The organism is Streptomyces sp. NPDC001904, assembly GCF_040297005.1.
Taxonomy (GTDB): Bacteria; Actinomycetota; Actinomycetes; order Streptomycetales; family Streptomycetaceae; genus Streptomyces.
In genome coordinates this window covers 68,651-87,948 of sequence record NZ_JBEOYI010000007.1, presented here as the reverse complement: position 1 = coordinate 87,948, position 19,298 = coordinate 68,651, and the positions used below count along the sequence as shown (strand labels likewise).

The window sequence follows — 19,298 nt, the reverse complement described above, 5'->3', positions numbered from 1 at the left end:
CTGCGCTTTTACCCCGTCGCGGGGCTCGCTTCCCCCACCTCGTCGAGCCCCCGCAAACCCCCCACCCTTTGAGCCACGTACGATGGGGTGAGGCCGTGGCGTGTCCAGCCCGGCAGGGCGCGCGTATCACTGATGTACGCGCAGCCGTCCACTATTCCGGGAGTACGCCGCAATATGGCCACGCGCCACGACATCCGAAACGTCGCCATCGTCGCCCACGTCGACCACGGCAAGACGACCATCGTCGACGCCATGCTCAAGCAGGCCGGCTCGTTCGCAGCTCACGCCGCCGAGTCCCTCGACGATCGCATGATGGACTCGAATGACCTGGAGCGTGAGAAGGGCATCACGATCCTGGCCAAGAACACGGCCGTCAAGTACCACCCGAAGGATGGCGGCGACGTCATCACGATCAACATCATCGACACCCCGGGCCACGCCGACTTCGGTGGCGAGGTCGAGCGCGGTCTGTCGATGGTCGACGCCGTCGTCCTGCTCGTGGACGCCTCCGAGGGTCCGCTCCCGCAGACGCGCTTCGTGCTGCGCAAGGCGCTCCAGCAGCGTCTGCCCGTCATCCTGTGCATCAACAAGACGGACCGTCCGGACTCCCGGATCGACGAGGTCGTCAACGAGACGTACGACCTCTTCCTCGACCTGGACGCCGACGAGGACCAGATCGAGTTCCCGATCGTCTACGCCTGTGGCCGCGACGGCATCGCCTCGCTGACCAAGCCGGCCGACGGCACGGTCCCGGCGGACTCCACCAACCTGGAGCCGTTCTTCTCCACGATCCTGGAGCACGTCCCGGCCCCGACGTTCGAGGAGGACGCGCCGCTCCAGGCCCACGTCACCAACCTCGACGCCGACAACTTCCTCGGCCGCATCGCGCTGCTCCGCGTCGAGCAGGGCGAGCTGCGCAAGGGCCAGACGGTCGCCTGGATCAAGCGCGACGGCACGATCAGCAACGTGCGCATCAGCGAGCTGATGATGACCGAGGCGCTCACCCGCAAGCCCGCCGAGGTCGCGGGCCCCGGTGACATCTGCGCCGTCGCCGGTATCCCCGACATCATGATCGGCGAGACCCTGGCCGACCCGGAGAACCCGGTCGCGCTGCCGCTGATCACGGTCGACGAGCCGGCGATCTCCATGGTCATCGGTACCAACACCTCGCCGCTGGTCGGCCGTGGCGGCACCGGCAAGGGCGCCCAGGCCAAGTCGGCCGTCAAGGACCGCAAGGTCACCGCCCGCCAGGTCAAGGACCGCCTCGACCGCGAGCTGATCGGTAACGTGTCGCTGCGCGTCCTCGACACCGAGCGCCCCGACGCCTGGGAGGTGCAGGGCCGCGGTGAGCTGGCGCTGGCCATCCTGGTCGAGCAGATGCGCCGCGAGGGCTTCGAGCTGACCATCGGCAAGCCGCAGGTCGTCACCAAGCAGGTCGACGGCAAGACGCACGAGCCGGTCGAGCGCCTCACGGTGGACGTCCCCGAGGAGCACATGGGCGCCGTCACACAGCTCATGGGCATCCGCAAGGGCCGCATGGACAACATGTCGAACCACGGCTCCGGCTGGGTCCGCATGGAGTTCGTCGTCCCGTCCCGCGGCCTCATCGGCTTCCGTACGGAGTTCCTGACCAACACCCGCGGTACGGGCATCGCCCACTCCATCCACGAGGGCCACGAGCCGTGGTTCGGCACCCTGACGACCCGTAACAACGGTTCGCTGGTCGCCGACCGCGCCGGTGCCGTCACCGCCTTCGCGATGACGAACCTCCAGGAGCGCGGCGTGCTGTTCACCGAGCCCGGTACCGAGGTGTACGAGGGCATGATCGTCGGCGAGAACTCGCGCGCCGACGACATGGACGTGAACATCACCAAGGAGAAGAAGCTCACGAACATGCGGTCCTCGTCGGCCGACTCGTTCGAGGCGATCGTCCCGCCGCGCAAGCTCTCCCTGGAGCAGTCCCTGGAGTTCTGCCGCGACGACGAGTGCGTCGAGGTGACCCCGGAGGCCGTCCGCATCCGCAAGGTCGTCCTGGACCAGAAGGAGCGCGGCCGCACCGCCTCGCGCGCCAAGCACAGCTGATCCCACGGCAGTTGGCCCGGTTCCCGCGAGGGGGCCGGGCCTTCGTGCGTCCGGTTCTCCTGTGGCCCCGCTGTGATGCGCGGGAAGGCCTGTTCGGCTGTACGGCACAGTCTTCCGCCGCTACCCTGCCTCACTGTGTGTCGCGCGTAGACCGCACCCTGCTCCCGCTCGGGGTGCCCCTCGCGGCCAGGCTCTCCGTGCCGGCCCTCGCGCGCAAGTTCTTTTCCTCTCACTGCGTCCGCTATCCGGACGCCTCTGACCGATAGATATGTAACGCGTCCGTTTCGTGACCCTCTAGTCCAGATCGCTTTGTCCGGATTTTGGGAGATGTACGCAGCAGGTGTGATCGAACCGAGACCAAATGGGTGTTGGTGACCGACACTCCATGGCTAATAGTTGACGCCATAGAGCTCGGGTCAATGGGTCACGCGCAGTGGGGAGCGCCGACTCACGAGCACACTGAGGCACACCATTTGCTGACCGACAGGGGTGTCGGTCCTCATGGGTGTGCCCTCTCTCGCAGTGAACAAGTGGACTCATGAGGAGGAACCCCATGCGTGGTGCCAAGAGCGCCAAGTGGGTGGCGGGCGCGGCGATCATCGCTCTGGCCGCGACCGCGTGCGGTGGCAGCGACAACGACGGCGACAAGGGAAGCTCGGGCGCCGTCGACCCGAACGGCACGTTCTCCGTCGAGACGGGTGAGCCGCAGAACCCTCTGCAGCCCGCCAACACCATGGAGTCCAACGGCAGCATCGTTCTCAGCACGCTGTTCTCGCAGCTGGTGGACTACGACGCCAAGGGCAACATCACCATGGTGAACGCCCAGTCGGTGGACACCAAGGACAACAAGACCTTCACGGTCAAGCTGAAGCAGGGCTGGAAGTTCCACGACGGCACCCCGGTGACCGCCGAGTCCTACGTCAAGGCGTGGAACTGGGCCGCCAAGCCCGAGAACAAGCAGACCAACAGCTTCTGGTTCTCGGACATCAAGGGCTACGACGACGTCGCGCCGGCCAAGGGCAAGGCGAAGGCCGACACGATGTCCGGCCTGAAGGTCGTCGACGACAACACCTTCACCATCGAGCTGTCGAAGGCGATGCCGTACTTCGTCTACAAGCTCGGCTACGAGGTCTTCTCGCCGCTCCCCGAGTCGTTCTACAAGGACCCGAAGGCGGCCGGTCAGAAGCCGGTCGGCAACGGCCCCTACAAGTTCGTCTCCTGGCAGCACAAGAAGGAGATCAAGGTCGCGAAGTTCGACGGCTACAAGGGCCCGAACAAGGCGAAGAACGGTGGTGTGACGTTCAAGAACTACACCAACCTGGAAACCGCCTACGACGACCTGAAGTCGGGCAACGTCGACGTCCTGCGTCAGCTCGCCCCGCGTGACCTCCCGGTCTACAAGCAGGACCTGGGCGACCGTGCCGTCGACCAGTCCTACTCCGCGATCCAGACCATCGCCGTGGCCTTCTACACCAAGCAGTGGAAGGGCATCGACCCCAAGGTCATCCAGGGTCTGTCGATGGCGATCGACCGCGACACCATCACCAAGACGGTCCTCCAGGGCACCCGTGAGCCGGCCACCGGCTGGGTCGCCAAGGGCGTGCTCGGCTACCAGCCGAACGCCGCGGGCGACGTCACCAAGTACGACCCGGCCAAGGCCAAGGCGCTCATCAAGGAGGGCGGCGGCGTTCCGGGCAACAAGATCTCCATCCAGTACAACGCGGACGGTGGTCACAAGGAGTGGGTGGACGCCGTCTGCGGCTCCATCAAGAAGGCTGTCGGCGTGACGTGCGTCGGCGACTCGAAGGCCGACTTCCAGGCGGACACCAACGCGCGTGACGCCCACGAGGTCAAGTCGCTGTACCGCTCCGGCTGGGTGCTCGACTACCCCTTCAACGCCAACTTCATCCGTGACCTGTTCGGCACCAAGTCCGACGGTAACCAGGGTGGGTTCAGCAACAAGAAGGTCGACGAGCTGATCTCCGAGGCCGACAGCGCCGCGACGCTGGAGGAGTCGGAGAAGAAGTACCAGGAAGTCGAGAAGCAGCTGGTCAACTACATGCCGACCATCCCGCTCTGGTACTACAAGGTCAACGCGGGCTACTCGGAGCGGGTCTCCGGCGTCAAGTACGCGCAGGACGGCGACCCGATCCTGGACGGCGTCCAGGTCCACAAGTAGTAACCGCTGACAGCGCGCGCATCCGCTGCCCCCGGCCGCACCTGGGGGCAGCGGTGCGAAGCGGGCCGGATTGGCCGGGGGGCCTTTTTCACCGTATGCACCGCGAGTTCGGTCTGCGTACGGCGAAAAGGGCCCCTGCTGCGATTGACATGGAGGCATGATGGGGCGCTACGTCGCACGACGACTGCTCCAGATGATCCCGGTTTTCATCGGGACGACTCTGCTGATTTTTCTCATGGTGTACGCCCTGCCCGGTGACCCGGTCCGTGGTCTCTTCGGCGACAAGGCGGGCAGCCCGCAGGTCATCGCGTCGCTGCGCCATGAGTACGGGCTCGACCAGCCCGTGCTGGTCCAGTACTGGCACTACATGCGGGACATGATCCTGCACTTCGACTTCGGCACCCAGATCGCTTCCGGGCGCCCGGTGACCGACGTTCTCGGCGACGCGTTCCCGGTGACCCTCCGGCTCGCGGCGCTGGCCTTCGCCATCGAAGCGGTGCTCGGCATCGTCCTCGGTGTCATCGCGGGCATGCGGGCCGGACGTCTGGCCGACACCCTCGTGCTGTTCCTGACGCTGCTGCTGATCTCGGTGCCCGTGTTCGTGCTCGGGTTCATCGCCAAGACGGTCTTCGCGTTCCAGCTCGGCTGGATGGCGCCGAACGTCAACGACTCGACGAACTGGGGCCAGTTGCTGACCCCGGCCATCGTGCTGGCCGCGGCCTCCCTCGCCTACGTGGCGCGTCTGACGCGTACGTCGGTCGCGGAGAACCTGCGCTCGGACTACATGCGCACCGCGATCGCCAAGGGCCTGCCCAAGCAGCGCGTCATCGGCGTCCACCTGATGCGCAACTCGCTCATCCCCGTCGTCACCTTCCTCGGCACCGACCTCGGCGCCCTCATGGGTGGCGCCGTCGTGACCGAGGGCCTGTTCAACATCAAGGGTGTCGGTGGCACCATTTACGAAGCGCTGCAGCGCCGGGAAGGGACCACGCTGGTCGGACTGGTGACCATCCTGGTCCTCGTCTACCTCGTCACCAGCCTGATCGTCGACCTGCTCTACGCGGTCCTGGACCCGAGGATTCGCTATGTCTGATCTGACCAAGTCCGCGACCGCACCGGCCGAGGCCGCCGCAGGCGGCAAGCTGCCCGACCCCCAGGTGAAGGTGGAGAAGCGCGAGAAGTCGCGCAGCCTGTGGAGCGACGCCTGGCGCGACCTCCGCACCAACTGGATCTTCGTGGTCTCGGCCGTGCTGATCCTGCTGCTCCTGGTGATATCCGCCTTCCCCGGCCTGTTCACCGGCGCGGACCCGAACGCCCGAGACCTGGCAGGCCACTACCTGGCCAAGCCTCAGCTCGGCAAGGTGTTCTCCGACGGCTGGCTCGGCTACGACGCCCAGGGCCAGAGCGTCTACGCCCGCATGATCTACGGCACCCGGGCCTCCGTCATGGTCGGCCTCGGCACCACCATCGTGGTCACGGTCTTCGGCGGCATCATCGGTCTGCTCGCCGGCTACTTCGGCGGCTGGATGGACGCGCTTCTGTCGCGCCTCACCGACATGTTCATGGGCATCCCGTTCCTGCTGGGCGCGATGGTCATGCTCAACGCCTTCCAGGACCGCAGCATCCCGGTCGTCATCGCCGCTCTCGCCTTCCTCGGCTGGACGCAGACGGCCCGCGTCATGCGCGGTTCGGTGATCACGGTCAAGCAGGCGGACTACGTGCTGGCGGCCAGGGCACTGGGCGCGGGGACCAAGCGCATCCTCTTCAAGCACATCCTGCCGAACGCGATCGCCCCGGTGATCGTCGTCGCGACGATCTCGCTGGGTGTCTACATCGCCGCCGAGGCGACGCTGTCCTTCCTCGGACTCGGCCTCACCAGCGGTGTGTCATGGGGTGCCGACATCTCCGACGGCGGCAACTCGATCCGCGTGGCGCAGCACATCATCCTGTTCCCGTCGATCCTGCTGAGCATCGCCGTCCTGTCGTTCATCATGCTCGGCGAAGCGGTCCGCAACGCCCTCGACCCGAAGATGCGCTGAGGGAGGCGTACGTGACCATCATCGACAATCCCGCGCTGGTCCCGACCCCGCGAGGCAACGACGACGCCCCGCTCCTGGAGGTCCGCGACCTGCACGTCGAGTTCCACACCCGCGACGGCGTCGTGCGCGCCGTCAACGGCGTGAACTACAGCGTGCAGTCCGGCGAGACGCTCGCCGTCCTCGGCGAGTCCGGCTCCGGCAAGTCCGTGACCGCGCAGGCGATCATGGGCATCCTGGACATGCCGCCCGGCAAGATCCCGCAGGGCGAGATCCTGTACCGGGGCCAGGACATGCTGAAGATGTCCGCCGACGAGCGGCGCAAGGTGCGCGGCGCGAAGATCGCCATGATCTTCCAGGACGCGCTGTCCTCCCTCAACCCGGTGCTGACCGTGGGCTACCAGCTCGGCGAGATGTTCCGGGTCCACCAGGGCATGAGCAAGAAGGACGCCAAGGCCAAGGCCATCGAGCTGATGGACCGGGTCCGCATCCCCGCGGCCAAGGAGCGGGTCAACGACTACCCGCACCAGTTCTCCGGCGGCATGCGCCAGCGCATCATGATCGCCATGGCGCTCGCCCTGGAGCCCGACCTGATCATCGCGGACGAGCCCACCACGGCGCTCGACGTGACGGTCCAGGCCCAGGTCATGGACCTGCTCGCGGAGCTGCAGCGCGAGTACAACATGGGCCTGATCCTCATCACGCACGACCTGGGTGTCGTCGCCGACGTCGCCGACAAGATCGCCGTGATGTACGCGGGCCGCATCGTCGAGCAGGCGCCGGTCCACGAGCTGTACAAGCGCCCCGCGCACCCGTACACCCGTGGCCTCCTGGACTCGATCCCGCGCCTGGACCAGAAGGGCCAGGAGCTCTACGCGATCCAGGGCCTGCCGCCCAACCTCCTGAAGGTGCCGTCGGGTTGCGCGTTCAACCCGCGCTGCCCCAAGGCGCAGGACATCTGCCGCACCGACGTCCCGACGCTCGTCGAGGTGACGGAGCGGGACGGCGGCGCGCTGCCCGGCCGGCGCAGCGCCTGCCACTTCTGGAAGGAGACGATCCATGGCTGACATCAGCAAGAAGAGCGCCGAGAACGAAGCCGTGGACGCCACCCCGAACGTCACGGACGTCGAGGTCGTCGACGCGGCCACGGAGGACGCGGCGGTCGCGGCGCTCGACAAGACCGTCGAGCGCGGTGAGCCGATTCTCCAGGTGCGCAACCTGAAGAAGCACTTCCCGCTGACGCAGGGCATCCTCTTCAAGAAGCAGATCGGTGCGGTCAAGGCCGTCGACGGGGTCTCCTTCGACCTGTACCAGGGCGAGACCCTGGGCATCGTGGGCGAGTCCGGCTGTGGCAAGTCCACGGTCGCCAAGCTCCTGATGACCCTGGAGCGGGCCACCGAGGGCGAGGTCTTCTACAAGGGCCAGGACATCACCAAGCTGTCCGGCCGCGCGCTGAAGGCCGTGCGCCGCAACATCCAGATGGTGTTCCAGGACCCGTACACCTCGCTCAACCCGCGCATGACGGTCGGCGACATCATCGGGGAGACCTTCGAGATCCACCCCGAGGTGGCCCCGAAGGGCGACCGGCGCCGCAAGGTCCAGGAGCTCCTGGACGTCGTGGGCCTGAACCCGGAGTACATCAACCGCTACCCGCACCAGTTCTCGGGCGGTCAGCGCCAGCGCATCGGCATCGCCCGCGGCCTGGCCCTCAACCCCGAGATCATCATCTGCGACGAGCCGGTCTCCGCGCTCGACGTGTCGGTGCAGGCGCAGGTCATCAACCTGATGGAGAAGCTGCAGGACGAGTTCAACCTGTCCTACATCTTCATCGCGCACGACCTGTCGATCGTCCGGCACATCTCGGACCGGGTCGGGGTCATGTACCTCGGCAAGATGGCCGAGATCGGGTCGGACACGCAGATCTACGACCACCCGACGCACCCGTACACGCAGGCGCTGCTCTCCGCGGTGCCCGTGCCGGACCCGGACGCCCGCGAGGGCCGCGAGCGCATCATCCTCACCGGTGATGTGCCGTCCCCGGCCAACCCGCCGTCGGGCTGCCGCTTCCGCACCCGCTGCTGGAAGGCGCAGGACAAGTGCGCCGAGGAGGTCCCGCTGCTGGCGATCCCGGAGCGGTTCGCTGGCTCGGCCACCCCGGCCGCCCACGAGTCGGCCTGCCACTTCGCCGAGGAGAAGGACGTGGTCCACGCGGCCTGAGCCGCTGCGCGCCCTGGAGGGCCGGTCACCGGGATTCCCCGGCGACCGGCCCTCTTCTCTTCCCCGGCCTCTGAAAAACTCTGGGCATGACAAGCCCCGCAGAACCCACCGCCGACTCCCGGGACATCGCCCGGGACCTCGCGCCCACCGGGGTGCTCCGCGCCTCCGTGAACCTCGGCAACCCCGTCCTCGCCCAGGGCACCCCCGAAGCGCCCGCCGGAGTCACCGTCGACCTGGCCCGGGAGATCGCGCACCGGCTGGGACTCCCCGTCGAGTTCCAGTGCTTCGACGCCGCCCGCAAGTCCTACGAGGCGATGGCCACCGGCGCCGCCGACCTGTGCTTCCTCGCCGTCGAACCGGCCCGGGAGGCGGAGGTGGCCTTCACCGCGCCCTACGTGCACATCGAGGGCGTCTACGCGGTCCGGGACGGCTCGGCGCTGCGCACGGCCGCCGACGTGGACCGCGCCGGGGTGCGCATCGGGGTCAAGCAGGGCTCCGCCTACGACCTGTACCTGACCCGGACCCTGAGCGCGGCGACCGTGGTGCGCGGCACCGACGGCGTCTACGTCTTCCACGCCGAGGAGCTGGAGGTCGCCGCGGGCATCCGCCAGCCCCTGACCGCCCACGTCGCCGCCCGCCCCGGTCTGCGCCTGCTGGACCCGGCGTTCATGACCATCCGCCAGGCCGTCGGCACGACCCGCTCCCGCAGCGAGCGGACGGTCCGCTTCCTGCGCGACACGGTGACCGCCCTGACGGCCTCGGGCTTCGTGGCCGCCGCCCTGACCCGCTCGGGCCAGGACCCGAACCTGGCCGCACCCGTGGAGGGCGACGCCGTGGGCTGACGGACACCGGGAGGGCCCCGTCCACCGGGTGGCTGTACCGGGAGTGCGACATGTGCCGTTTGGCCTGATATTTGGGCGTACGTGTCACGTGATCGGTACAGAGGAGGCACTCCATGCGTGGAGCCACGCACGCCAAGTGGGCGGCTGGTGCAGTCGCCGTAGCCCTCGCGGCGACGGCCTGTGGTGGGGGCGGCGACAGCGGTGGCGGCGGTGACGGCTCCGGGATCGTGCGCTCCTCCTGGGGTGACCCGCAGAACCCGCTGGAGCCCGCCAACACCAACGAGGTGCAGGGCGGCAAGGTCCTGGACATGATCTTCCGGGGTCTGAAGCGGTACGACCCGAAGACCGGCGAGGCCAAGGACATGCTCGCCGAGAAGATCGACACGTCCGACTCGCAGAACTTCACGATCACCGTGAAGAAGGGCTGGACGTTCTCCAACGGCGAGAAGGTCACCGCCAAGTCCTTCGTCGACGCCTGGAACTACGGCGCGAGCCTGAAGAACAACCAGAAGAACGCCTACTTCTTCGGCCAGATCGACGGCTACGACAAGGTGCACCCGGAGTCCGGCTCGCAGAGCGCGGACACCCTCTCCGGCCTCAAGGTCACCGGCGACGACACCTTCACGGTCAAGCTGAACCAGAAGTTCTCCACGTGGCCCGACACCCTCGGCTACGCGGCCTTCGCGCCGCTGCCCAAGATGTTCTTCGACGACCACGACTCGTACATCAAGAAGCCCATCGGCAACGGCCCGTACACCGTGGACTCGTACCAAAAGGGCTCGCAGATGTCCCTGCGCAAGTGGGACAAGTACCCGGGCGACGACAAGGCCCAGAACTCCGGCGTGGACCTCAAGGTCTACACCGACAACAACACGGCCTACACCGACCTGACGGCCGGCAACCTCGACCTCGTCGACGACGTGCCCGCCGCCCAGCTCGCGAACGTGAAGAGCGACCTCGACGGCCGGTACATCAACACCCCCGCCGGCATCATCCAGACGCTCGCCTTCCCGTTCTACGACTCCGACTGGAACAAGGCGGACAGCGACAAGGTCCGCAAGGGCCTGTCGATGGCGATCAACCGCAAGCAGATCACCGACTCCATCTTCGAGAAGACCCGCACCCCCGCCACCGACTGGACCTCGCCGGTCCTCGGCGAGAAGGGCGGCTACAAGGAGGGGCTGTGCGGTGAATTCTGCGACTACAACCCCACCGAGGCCAAGAAGATGATCCAGGAGGGCGGCGGCATCCCCGGCGGCCAGGTGCAGATCGGCTACAACGCCGACACCGGCAGCCACAAGGAGTGGGTCGACGCCGTCTGCAACTCCATCAACAACGCCCTCGGCAACGACAAGGCGTGCGTCGGCAGCCCCACCGGCACCTTCGCCGACTTCCGCAACAAGATCACCGACAAGAAGATGACGGGCCCGTTCCGCGCCGGATGGCAGATGGACTACCCGCTCATCCAGAACTTCCTGCAGCCGCTGTACTACACCAACGCCTCGTCCAACGACGGCCACTGGTCCAACAAGGAGTTCGACTCCCTCGTCGACAAGGCCAACGCCGAGTCCGACCAGACCGAGGCGGTCAAGATCTTCCAGCAGGCCCAGGAGGTCGTCCGGGACAACATGGCGGCCATCCCGCTCTGGTACCAGAACGGCAGCGCCGGCTACTCGGACAAGGTCGACAACGTCGCCCTGAACCCGTTCAGCGTCCCCGTCTACAACGAGATCAAGGTCAAGTGACGCCAGGGGAGCGGCGGCCCGCCGGCCGCCGCTCCCGCCCCCTCGCGGAAACGGAACCGGAGTCCTCATGGGACGTTATGTGATCCGGCGCCTGCTGCAGATGATCCCGGTCTTCATCGGCGCGACGCTGCTGATCTTCCTCATGGTCAACGTGATGGGCGACCCCATCGCCGGGCTGTGCGGCGACAAGGCCTGCGACCCTGCCACCAAGGCGCAGCTGTCGAAGGAGTTCGGCCTCGACAAGCCGGTGTGGCAGCAATACCTGACGTACATGGGGAACGTCTTCACCGGAGACTTCGGCACGGCGTTCAACGGCCAGAAGGTCACCGAGCTGATGTCGACCGCGTTCCCCGTCACCATCCGCCTGACGATCGTCGCGATCCTCTTCGAGATCATCGTCGGCATCACCCTCGGCGTCATCACCGGCCTGCGGCGCGGCCGTCCCATCGACACCACCGTGCTGCTGCTGACCCTCGTCGTCATCTCCATCCCGACGTTCGTCACCGGTCTGCTGCTGCAGCTGCTGCTCGGCGTCAAGTGGGGCTGGATCGAACCGGCGGTGTCCACGGAGGCGACCTTCGGCGAGCTGATCGTGCCCGGCCTGGTCCTCGCCTCGGTCTCCCTCGCCTACGTGACCCGCCTGACGCGGACGTCCATCGCCGAGAACAAGCGGGCCGACTACGTCCGCACCGCCATCGCCAAGGGCCTGCCCAGGCGCCGCGTCATCACCCGGCACCTGCTGCGCAACTCGCTGATCCCCGTCGTCACCTTCATCGGCGCCGACGTCGGCGCCCTGATGGGCGGCGCCATCGTCACCGAGCGCATCTTCAACATCCACGGCGTCGGCTACCAGCTCTACCAGGGCATCCTGCGCCAGAACACCCAGACCGTGGTCGGCTTCGTGACGATCCTCGTGCTGGTCTTCCTCGCGGTGAACCTGATCGTCGACCTCCTGTACGCCGTACTCGACCCGAGGATCCGCTATGCCTGAACCGCACGCACCCGACGGGCGCACACCCGACGACGGTGCCATCGCCGCGACCGGCATGGGCGGCGCGATGGACCTCGCCACCAGCGAGGGCACGACCGTGGAGGGGGCGCCGGGCGGCCCCGCGGGCGGCCCGGCGGACAAGCCCCGCAGCCTGTGGTCCGACGCCTGGCGGGACCTGCGCCGCAACCCGGTCTTCATCATCGCGGGCCTGGTCATCCTCTTCCTGGTCGTCATCTCGATCTGGCCGCAGCTGATCGCCTCCGGCAACCCGCTCTCCTGCGACCTGTCCAAGCGGCAGCAGGGCTCCGAGCCGGGCCACCCCTTCGGCTTCGACGGCCAGGGCTGCGACGTCTACACGCGCACCGTCTACGGCGCCCGCAACTCGATCACCGTCGGCGTCTGCGCCACGGTCGGCGTGGCGCTCCTCGGCTCGGTCCTCGGCGGCCTGGCCGGGTTCTTCGGCGGGTTCTGGGACTCGGTCCTGTCCCGGATCACCGACATCTTCTTCGCGATCCCCGTCGTCCTCGGCGGTCTGGTGCTCCTGTCGGTCGTCAGCAGCAACACCGTCTGGCCGGTCATCGGCTTCATGGTGCTGCTGGGCTGGCCGCAGATCTCCCGCATCGCGCGCGGCTCGGTCATCACCGCCAAGCAGAACGACTACGTCCAGGCGGCCCGCGCCCTCGGCGCGTCCAACTCGCGGATGCTGCTGCGGCACATCACGCCGAACGCCGTCGCGCCGGTCATCGTCGTCGCGACGATCGCCCTCGGCACGTACATCGCCCTGGAGGCGACCCTGTCCTACCTCGGCGTCGGCCTGAAGCCGCCGGCGGTCAGCTGGGGCATCGACATCTCGTCGGCGTCCGCGAACATCCGCAACGCACCGCACGCACTGCTGTGGCCGTCCGGCGCCCTCGCGATCACGGTCCTCGCGTTCATCATGCTCGGCGACGCGGTGCGCGACGCCCTCGACCCGAAGCTGAGGTAGCGCCCATGCCGTTGCTCGAAGTACGCGACCTGAACGTCGAGTTCCGCACCCGGGACGGCAACGCCAAGGCGGTGAACGGCGTCAACTACACGGTCGACGAGGGCGAGACCCTCGCCGTCCTCGGCGAGTCCGGCTCCGGCAAGTCCGTGACGGCGCAGGCCATCATGGGCATCCTCGACATGCCGCCGGGGAAGATCACCGGCGGCGAGGTCCTCTTCCGCGGCCAGGACCTCCTCAAGCTCAAGGAGGAGGAGCGGCGCAAGATCCGCGGCGCCGAGATGGCGATGATCTTCCAGGACGCGCTCAGCTCCCTCAACCCCGTGCTCTCGGTGGGCGAGCAGATCGGCGAGCTGTTCACCGTCCACCGGGGCATGTCCCGCAAGGACGCCAAGGCCAAGGCCGTGGAGCTGATGGACCGGGTCCGCATCCCGGCCGCCAAGGAACGCGTCGGCCAGTACCCGCACCAGTTCTCCGGCGGCATGCGGCAGCGCATCATGATCGCGATGGCGCTCGCCCTCGAACCCGCCCTGATCATCGCGGACGAGCCCACGACCGCCCTGGACGTCACCGTCCAGGCCCAGGTCATGGACCTGCTCGCCGAGCTGCAGCGCGAGCTCCACATGGGACTCATCCTCATCACGCACGACCTCGGCGTGGTCGCGGACGTCGCCGACAAGATCGCCGTCATGTACGCGGGCCGCATCGTCGAGCAGGCCCCCGTGCACGAGATCTACCGGGCGCCCGCACACCCGTACACCAAGGGCCTGCTGGAGTCGATCCCGCGCCTGGACCAGAAGGGCCAGGAGCTCTACGCCATCAAGGGCCTGCCGCCCAACCTGATGAACATCCCGCCCGGCTGCGCCTTCAACCCGCGCTGCCCCATGGCACAGGACGTGTGCCGCACCGACGTCCCCCCGCTCGCCGACGTCTCCGAGACCCGTCGCAGCGCCTGCCACTTCTGGAAGGAGACGCTCGATGCCGCACAGTGAGCACGTCAGCAAGCAGGACCTCAAGCGCGAGGGCGAGATCGCCCAGCACCTGCTGCACCAGTCGCAGGCCGAGTCCTCCTACGCGGCGAACGGCTCGGAGTCCGGGCACGAACCGATCCTGGAGGTGCGCGGTCTGGTCAAGCACTACCCGCTCACCCAGGGCATCGTGTTCCGCAAGCAGGTCGGCGCGGTCAAGGCCGTCGACGGCGTCGACTTCGACCTCGGGCAGGGCGAGACGCTCGGCATCGTCGGCGAGTCCGGCTGCGGCAAGTCCACGGTCGCCAAGATGCTGGTGAACCTGGAGAAGCCGACCGCGGGCGTCATCAAGTACAAGGGCGAGGACATCACCAAGCTGTCCGGCCGGGCCCTCAAGGCCGTCCGCCGCAACATCCAGATGGTGTTCCAGGACCCGTACACCTCCCTCAACCCGCGCATGACGGTCGGCGACATCATCGGGGAGCCGTACGAGATCCACCCCGAGGTGGCCCCCAAGGGCGACCGGCGCCGCAAGGTCCAGGACCTCCTCGACGTGGTCGGGCTCAACCCCGAGTACATCAACCGCTACCCGCACCAGTTCTCCGGCGGCCAGCGCCAGCGCATCGGCATCGCCCGCGGTCTCGCCCTGCGGCCCGAGATCATCGTGGCCGACGAACCGGTCTCCGCGCTGGACGTGTCGGTCCAGGCCCAGGTGGTCAACCTGCTCGACCGTCTGCAGAACGAGTTCGACCTCTCCTATGTCTTCATCGCCCACGACCTGTCCATCGTGCGGCACATCTCCGACCGGGTCGGCGTCATGTACCTGGGCCGCGTCGTGGAGATCGGCTCGGACTCGCAGATCTACGACCACCCGACGCACCCCTACACCCAGGCGCTGCTCTCCGCGGTCCCGGTGCCCGACCCGCGGGCGCGCGAGCACCGGGAGCGCATCCTGCTCTCGGGCGACGTCCCCTCACCGGCGAACCCGCCCTCCGGCTGCCGCTTCCGCACCCGCTGCTGGAAGGCGCAGGCGCGCTGCGAGCAGGAGGAGCCGGTGCTCGCGGTGCCGGAGGTGTTCAGCACGGTCGAGACCCCGGCCCGGCACCCGTCGGCCTGCCACTTCGCGGAGGAGAAGCAGGTCGTGCCGTAGGAGCGAGGGCCGGTCCCGCCTTTACACACAGGCAACTTGACGGACCCGGTCCCGATATACGGACACGCCATGGTGTTCCACGTACGGCCGTGCGGGTGCCGTGAACCGGGGTCGGAGCGCGCCATGTCGCTCCGGCCCCGGTTGCTATGCCACGTCCAGCGACCGCTTCAGGAAGTCGACCTGGAGCAGCAGCAGGTTCTCGGCGACCTGCTCCTGCGGCGTCATGTGCGTGACGCCCGACAGCGGCAGCACCTCGTGCGGCCGCCCGGCGGCGAGCAGCGCGGAGCTGAGCCGCAGCGCGTGCGCCACGACCACGTTGTCGTCCGCGAGCCCGTGCACGATCAGCATCGGCCGGTGCCGGCCGGCCGCCTCGGTCAGGCCGTCGTCCGTCACCAGGGAGTTCTTCGCGTACGTGGCCGGGCTCTTCGCCGGATCCCCGAGGTACCGCTCCGTGTAGTGGGTGTCGTACAGCCGCCAGTCCGTCACCGGCGCCCCCGCGACCCCCGCGTGGAAGACGTCGGGGCGGCGCAGCACGGCCAGCGCCGACAGATAGCCGCCGTAGCTCCAGCCGCGCATCGCCACCTTGGACAGGTCCAGCGGGAACCGGTCGGCCAGCGCGTGCAGTGCCGTGACCTGGTCGTCCAGCGTCACCGTGAAGTCGCCGCGGATCGCCTTCTCCCGGCCGGGCGAGACCCCCGGGGTGCCCCGGCCGTCCGCGACGATCACCGCGAAGCCCTGGTCGGCGAACCACTGGGAGGTCAGGTACGGGTTGTGCGCCGCCAGGACGCGCTGCCCGTGCGGGCCGCCGTACGGATCCATCAGCACCGGCAGCGGCCCGTCCCCCTCGGCGTACGAGGAGGGGAGCAGGACGGCGCACGGAATGCCGTCCGCCTCGGTCAGGGTCACCCGCGGCGACAGCACCGGCGCTTGCGCGAAGGAGGCGATCTCGGCGACGTGCTTGCCGTCGCGCTCCACGCGCACCCGTGCGCCGGGGGAGCCGAGGGTTGCCGAGACGAGGACGGTGACCTCGCCCGAGCGCACCGCCGAGTGGACGCCGGGCTCGCCGGTCACCCGCTGCACGCCCAGCTCGTTGACCCGGTAGACGTGCACCTCGCCGGTCTCCGGCGCCTCCGCCTCCGCGCCCGCCGACGCCGAGATCAGCACGTCGCCGTCGCCGACGTCCAGGACGGCGCGGACGTGCAACTGCGGACCGGTGAGCGGGCGTTCGCCCACCGCCAGGACCCGCGCGCCGCCCTCGTCGGCGATCCGCACCAGCTGCCCGCTCGGCGACCAGCACGGCACGCCCGGCAGCAGCTCCAGCCACTGGTCGTCCTCGTCGGCGTGCACCATCCGGGTGGTCCCCAACTCGACGTCGACGGCCAGGTAGAGGGCGCTCAGCTGGTCGCGGGCCTGGACCAGGAGCAGCGGGGCGCCGTCCGCCGACCAGTGGACGCGGGCCAGGTACGGATAGGCGGCCCGGTTCCAGGTGATCTCGGTGCGGGTGCCGTCGAGCGCGTACGAGAAGAGCCGCACCTCGGCGTTGGGGGTGCCGGCCGACGGATAGGCGACCCGGGCCGGTTCGCGGTCGGGGTGCGCCGGGTCGGCGATCCACCAGCGCTGCACGGCCGCGTCGTCGGCGCGGGCCACCAGGAGCCGGTCCGAGTCGGGGGACCACCAGTGGCCCCGGTAGCGGGACATCTCCTCGGCCGCGATGAACTCCGCGAGCCCGTACGTGACCGTGTCCGACTCCGGCGTCGCGAGCGCCCTGTCGTCCGCGCCCTCCGCGCCGACGACGCGCAGGGCGCCCTGCGCCACGTAGGCGATGTGCCGGCCGTCGGGGGAGGGGCGCGGATCGATCACCGGTCCCGGCACGGACAGTTCACGGGCCGTCCCGGCGCGCAGCTCGGCCGCGAAGAGGCGGCCGGACAGTGCGAACGCCGCCAGCTCCACCGCCGCGTCCGTCGCGTACCCGACGATGCCCGCGCCGCCCTCACGGCTGCGCTCGCGCCGGGCCCGCTCCGCGGCGGACAGCTTCTCCGACACCCCGCCGAGCAGCGCGGACGGCTCCGCGGCCGGCCGCTCCTGGCCGCTCGCCACGTCCAGCACCCACAGCGCGTTCGCCCGGTCGCTGCCGGAGGGGGAGCGCAGAAAGACGACGCGCTCCCCGTCGGGCGCCACGGTGAACGCACGGGGTGCGCCCAGCGTGAAGCGCTGCGTACGCGCGTGCTGACGAGGGAAGGAAGGAGGAGTGGACGACTCTGTGACGAGCGTCTCGGTCTCGGTGGTCATCCCCGAAGCGTAGGGCGCGAGTGGACCATGCGCCCCCTCGTGCTCCCGGTGCCCCCTGGCGGCGACTCATGCGTAACGACGGATAGTTATGATTCGTAGCGTTCCGTGGGTAGACAGCTCTCGGAAGACTCCCGGCGACCGGATCACTTTGGAGGAGGACCGCTGTGGCACTCTCGATCTCGGCCGTGGTGCTGTTCGCGATCATCGTCTTCATCCTGATCAAGAAGTCTGGGCTGAAAGCCGGTCACGCGATCGTCTGTGTGCTCCTCGGCTTCTACCTGGCGAGCTCGTCCATCGCGCCCACGATCAAGGAACTGACGACGAACGTGGCGGACATGGTCGGCGGCATCAAGTTCTAGCGGCATCGTGTTCCGGGTGCGTGTCCTCGGGGTTCTAGGCTGGGGGTATGACCGAACTGCCCGCCCGGCGTCTGCTCCTCGTGCACGCGCACCCCGACGACGAGTCGATCAACAACGGCGCCACGATGGCCAAGTACGCCGCCGAAGGTGCGCACGTCACCCTCGTGACCTGCACCCTCGGTGAAGAGGGCGAGGTCATTCCGGACGAACTGGTACATCTCGCCCCGGATCGGGAGAACATTCTCGGACCGCACCGCATTGGTGAGTTGGCCGCCGCGATGAAGGAACTGGGCGTCACCGACCACCGCTTCCTCGGCGGCCCGGGCCGCTTCCACGACTCCGGGATGATGGGCGCCGAGCAGAACGAGCGGCCGGGATCCTTCTGGTCCGCCGACCTCGACGAGGCCGCCGCCCACCTGGTCGCCGTGATCCGCGAGATCCGCCCGCAGGTCCTCGTCACGTACGACCCCGACGGCGGCTACGGACACCCCGACCACATCCAGGCCCATCGCGTCGCCCACCGTGCCGCCGACCTCGCCGCCGAACCCGCCTTCCGGCGCGATCTCGGCGAGCCGCACACGATCGCCAAGATCTACTGGAACCGGGTGCCCCGCACGGTCGTCGAAGAGAGGTTCCGGCGCCTCGACCCCGCGCCGTTCGGCGCCGTCGCCGCCGTCGGTGACGTCCCGGGCGTGGTCGACGACGGGCGGATCACCGCCGAGATCGACGGCCGCCCCCTCCTCGGCCGCAAGGCCGCGGCGATGCGCGCCCACGCCACCCAGGTCGAGGTCGCGGAGGGAGACGCGGTGTTCGCGCTCTCCAACGGGCTCGCGCAGCCGCTGTTCGACGTCGAGTACTACGAGTTGGTGCGGGGCGAGCCCGGATCGGCCCACGAGAACGACCTGTTCGAGACCGCCGAGGGAGCGCGCGCATGACGAGCAAGGACAAGGCCCCGGTCCGGGCGCAGGGCGGCAGCGCCCTCGCCCAGCCGCTCGACCTCCGCCCCGGCCGGATCGCCGCGCTCCTCGGTCTGCTCGTGCTCGGCGCCCTGGTCGGCGCCGCGGGCGCGCTGGCCCAAGGCGGCTGGTTCCCGGGCGGGTTGCTGCTCGCGCTGCTCGGCGCGGCCGGCGTCTTCCACGGCGGAGCGCGGCTGACCGGCGGCAGAGCCGGGGCCGTGGCGCCGGCGGCGGGCTGGCTCGTCGCCGTCATGCTGCTGACCACGAGCCGGCCCGAGGGAGACTTCCTTTTCGGCGCCGGTCTCGGCTCCTACCTCTTCCTCCTCGGAGGGATGGCGGTGGCTGTGATCTGCGCCACCATCGGACTTCCGGGGCAACCGCCCACGCCCACCGCCCGACTTGGGAAGTGACGTCCCCCTTTGACGGACACCCGCCGGACGCCCGCCGGGCACCTGACGGACATCGCCACCGGCCCCACAGGGGATTCACCATCCGTCACATG

Annotated in this window: 16 protein-coding genes; 15 read left to right on the top strand and 1 reads right to left on the bottom strand. The window is 68.7% G+C overall.

Annotated features, from left to right (window positions below):
• Nucleotides 1-174 precede the first annotated feature (174 nt).
• The 12 genes from typA (at nt 175) to ABT127_RS13635 (ending at nt 15,192) form a co-directional block, all read left to right on the top strand.
• A complete protein-coding gene (typA, locus tag ABT127_RS13690; protein WP_351448424.1) occupies nt 175-2,082 on the top strand; it encodes a translational GTPase TypA in 1,908 nt (635 codons plus the stop codon).
• A 553-nt stretch (nt 2,083-2,635) separates the two neighbouring features.
• On the top strand, nt 2,636-4,261 hold the full coding sequence (locus tag ABT127_RS13685) for a peptide ABC transporter substrate-binding protein (protein ID WP_351448421.1): 1,626 nt from the start codon (nt 2,636-2,638) through the stop codon (nt 4,259-4,261).
• Nucleotides 4,262-4,421: 160 nt separating this feature from the next.
• Nucleotides 4,422-5,354, top strand: coding sequence for an ABC transporter permease (locus ABT127_RS13680; protein ID WP_351449069.1), 933 nt, complete (start codon nt 4,422-4,424; stop codon nt 5,352-5,354).
• Entirely contained in the window at nt 5,347-6,300 is a 954-nt protein-coding gene (locus ABT127_RS13675; protein WP_351448418.1) for an ABC transporter permease, read from the top strand. Before ABT127_RS13680 ends, ABT127_RS13675 begins: the two co-directional genes overlap by 8 nt.
• A gap of 11 nt (nt 6,301-6,311) precedes the next feature.
• Complete coding sequence (locus ABT127_RS13670; protein WP_351448415.1) at nt 6,312-7,364, top strand: ABC transporter ATP-binding protein; 1,053 nt, start codon at nt 6,312-6,314, stop codon at nt 7,362-7,364.
• Nucleotides 7,357-8,514, top strand: coding sequence for an ABC transporter ATP-binding protein (locus tag ABT127_RS13665; RefSeq protein ID WP_351448413.1), 1,158 nt, complete (start codon nt 7,357-7,359; stop codon nt 8,512-8,514). The genes ABT127_RS13670 and ABT127_RS13665 overlap by 8 nt, the downstream gene beginning before the upstream one ends.
• A gap of 86 nt (nt 8,515-8,600) precedes the next feature.
• On the top strand, nt 8,601-9,356 hold the full coding sequence (locus ABT127_RS13660; protein WP_351448410.1) for a transporter substrate-binding domain-containing protein: 756 nt from the start codon (nt 8,601-8,603) through the stop codon (nt 9,354-9,356).
• Nucleotides 9,357-9,469: 113 nt separating this feature from the next.
• Nucleotides 9,470-11,101 carry a peptide ABC transporter substrate-binding protein gene (locus tag ABT127_RS13655; RefSeq protein ID WP_351448407.1) on the top strand — a complete coding sequence of 544 codons (1,632 nt, stop codon included), beginning with the start codon at nt 9,470-9,472 and terminating at the stop codon, nt 11,099-11,101.
• A gap of 67 nt (nt 11,102-11,168) precedes the next feature.
• Complete coding sequence (locus tag ABT127_RS13650) at nt 11,169-12,092, top strand: ABC transporter permease (RefSeq protein ID WP_351448404.1); 924 nt, start codon at nt 11,169-11,171, stop codon at nt 12,090-12,092.
• Complete coding sequence (locus tag ABT127_RS13645) at nt 12,085-13,077, top strand: ABC transporter permease (RefSeq protein ID WP_351448402.1); 993 nt, start codon at nt 12,085-12,087, stop codon at nt 13,075-13,077. The genes ABT127_RS13650 and ABT127_RS13645 overlap by 8 nt, the downstream gene beginning before the upstream one ends.
• 5 nt (nt 13,078-13,082) lie before the next feature.
• The gene (locus ABT127_RS13640; RefSeq protein WP_351448400.1) at nt 13,083-14,066 is read left to right on the top strand and encodes an ABC transporter ATP-binding protein; all 984 of its coding nucleotides are present in this window, start codon (nt 13,083-13,085) and stop codon (nt 14,064-14,066) included.
• Entirely contained in the window at nt 14,053-15,192 is a 1,140-nt protein-coding gene (locus ABT127_RS13635) for an ABC transporter ATP-binding protein (protein WP_351448398.1), read from the top strand. The genes ABT127_RS13640 and ABT127_RS13635 overlap by 14 nt, the downstream gene beginning before the upstream one ends.
• Nucleotides 15,193-15,336: 144 nt before the next feature.
• On the opposite strand, the gene ABT127_RS13630 is transcribed toward ABT127_RS13635, so the two are convergent.
• Nucleotides 15,337-17,481, bottom strand: coding sequence for a S9 family peptidase (locus tag ABT127_RS13630; protein ID WP_351448395.1), 2,145 nt, complete (start codon nt 17,479-17,481; stop codon nt 15,337-15,339).
• Between the two features lie 164 nt (nt 17,482-17,645).
• On the opposite strand from ABT127_RS13630, the gene ABT127_RS13625 reads away from it, so the two are divergent.
• From ABT127_RS13625 to ABT127_RS13615, 3 genes are read left to right on the top strand one after another with little or no spacing between them, the layout of a single operon-like run.
• Entirely contained in the window at nt 17,646-17,840 is a 195-nt protein-coding gene (locus ABT127_RS13625; protein ID WP_111666458.1) for a hypothetical protein, read from the top strand.
• Nucleotides 17,841-17,887: 47 nt separating this feature from the next.
• Complete coding sequence (gene mshB / locus ABT127_RS13620; protein WP_351448392.1) at nt 17,888-18,775, top strand: N-acetyl-1-D-myo-inositol-2-amino-2-deoxy-alpha-D-glucopyranoside deacetylase; 888 nt, start codon at nt 17,888-17,890, stop codon at nt 18,773-18,775.
• Entirely contained in the window at nt 18,772-19,206 is a 435-nt protein-coding gene (locus ABT127_RS13615; RefSeq protein WP_351448389.1) for a DUF6113 family protein, read from the top strand. The genes mshB and ABT127_RS13615 overlap by 4 nt, the downstream gene beginning before the upstream one ends.
• Nucleotides 19,207-19,298 lie beyond the last annotated feature (92 nt).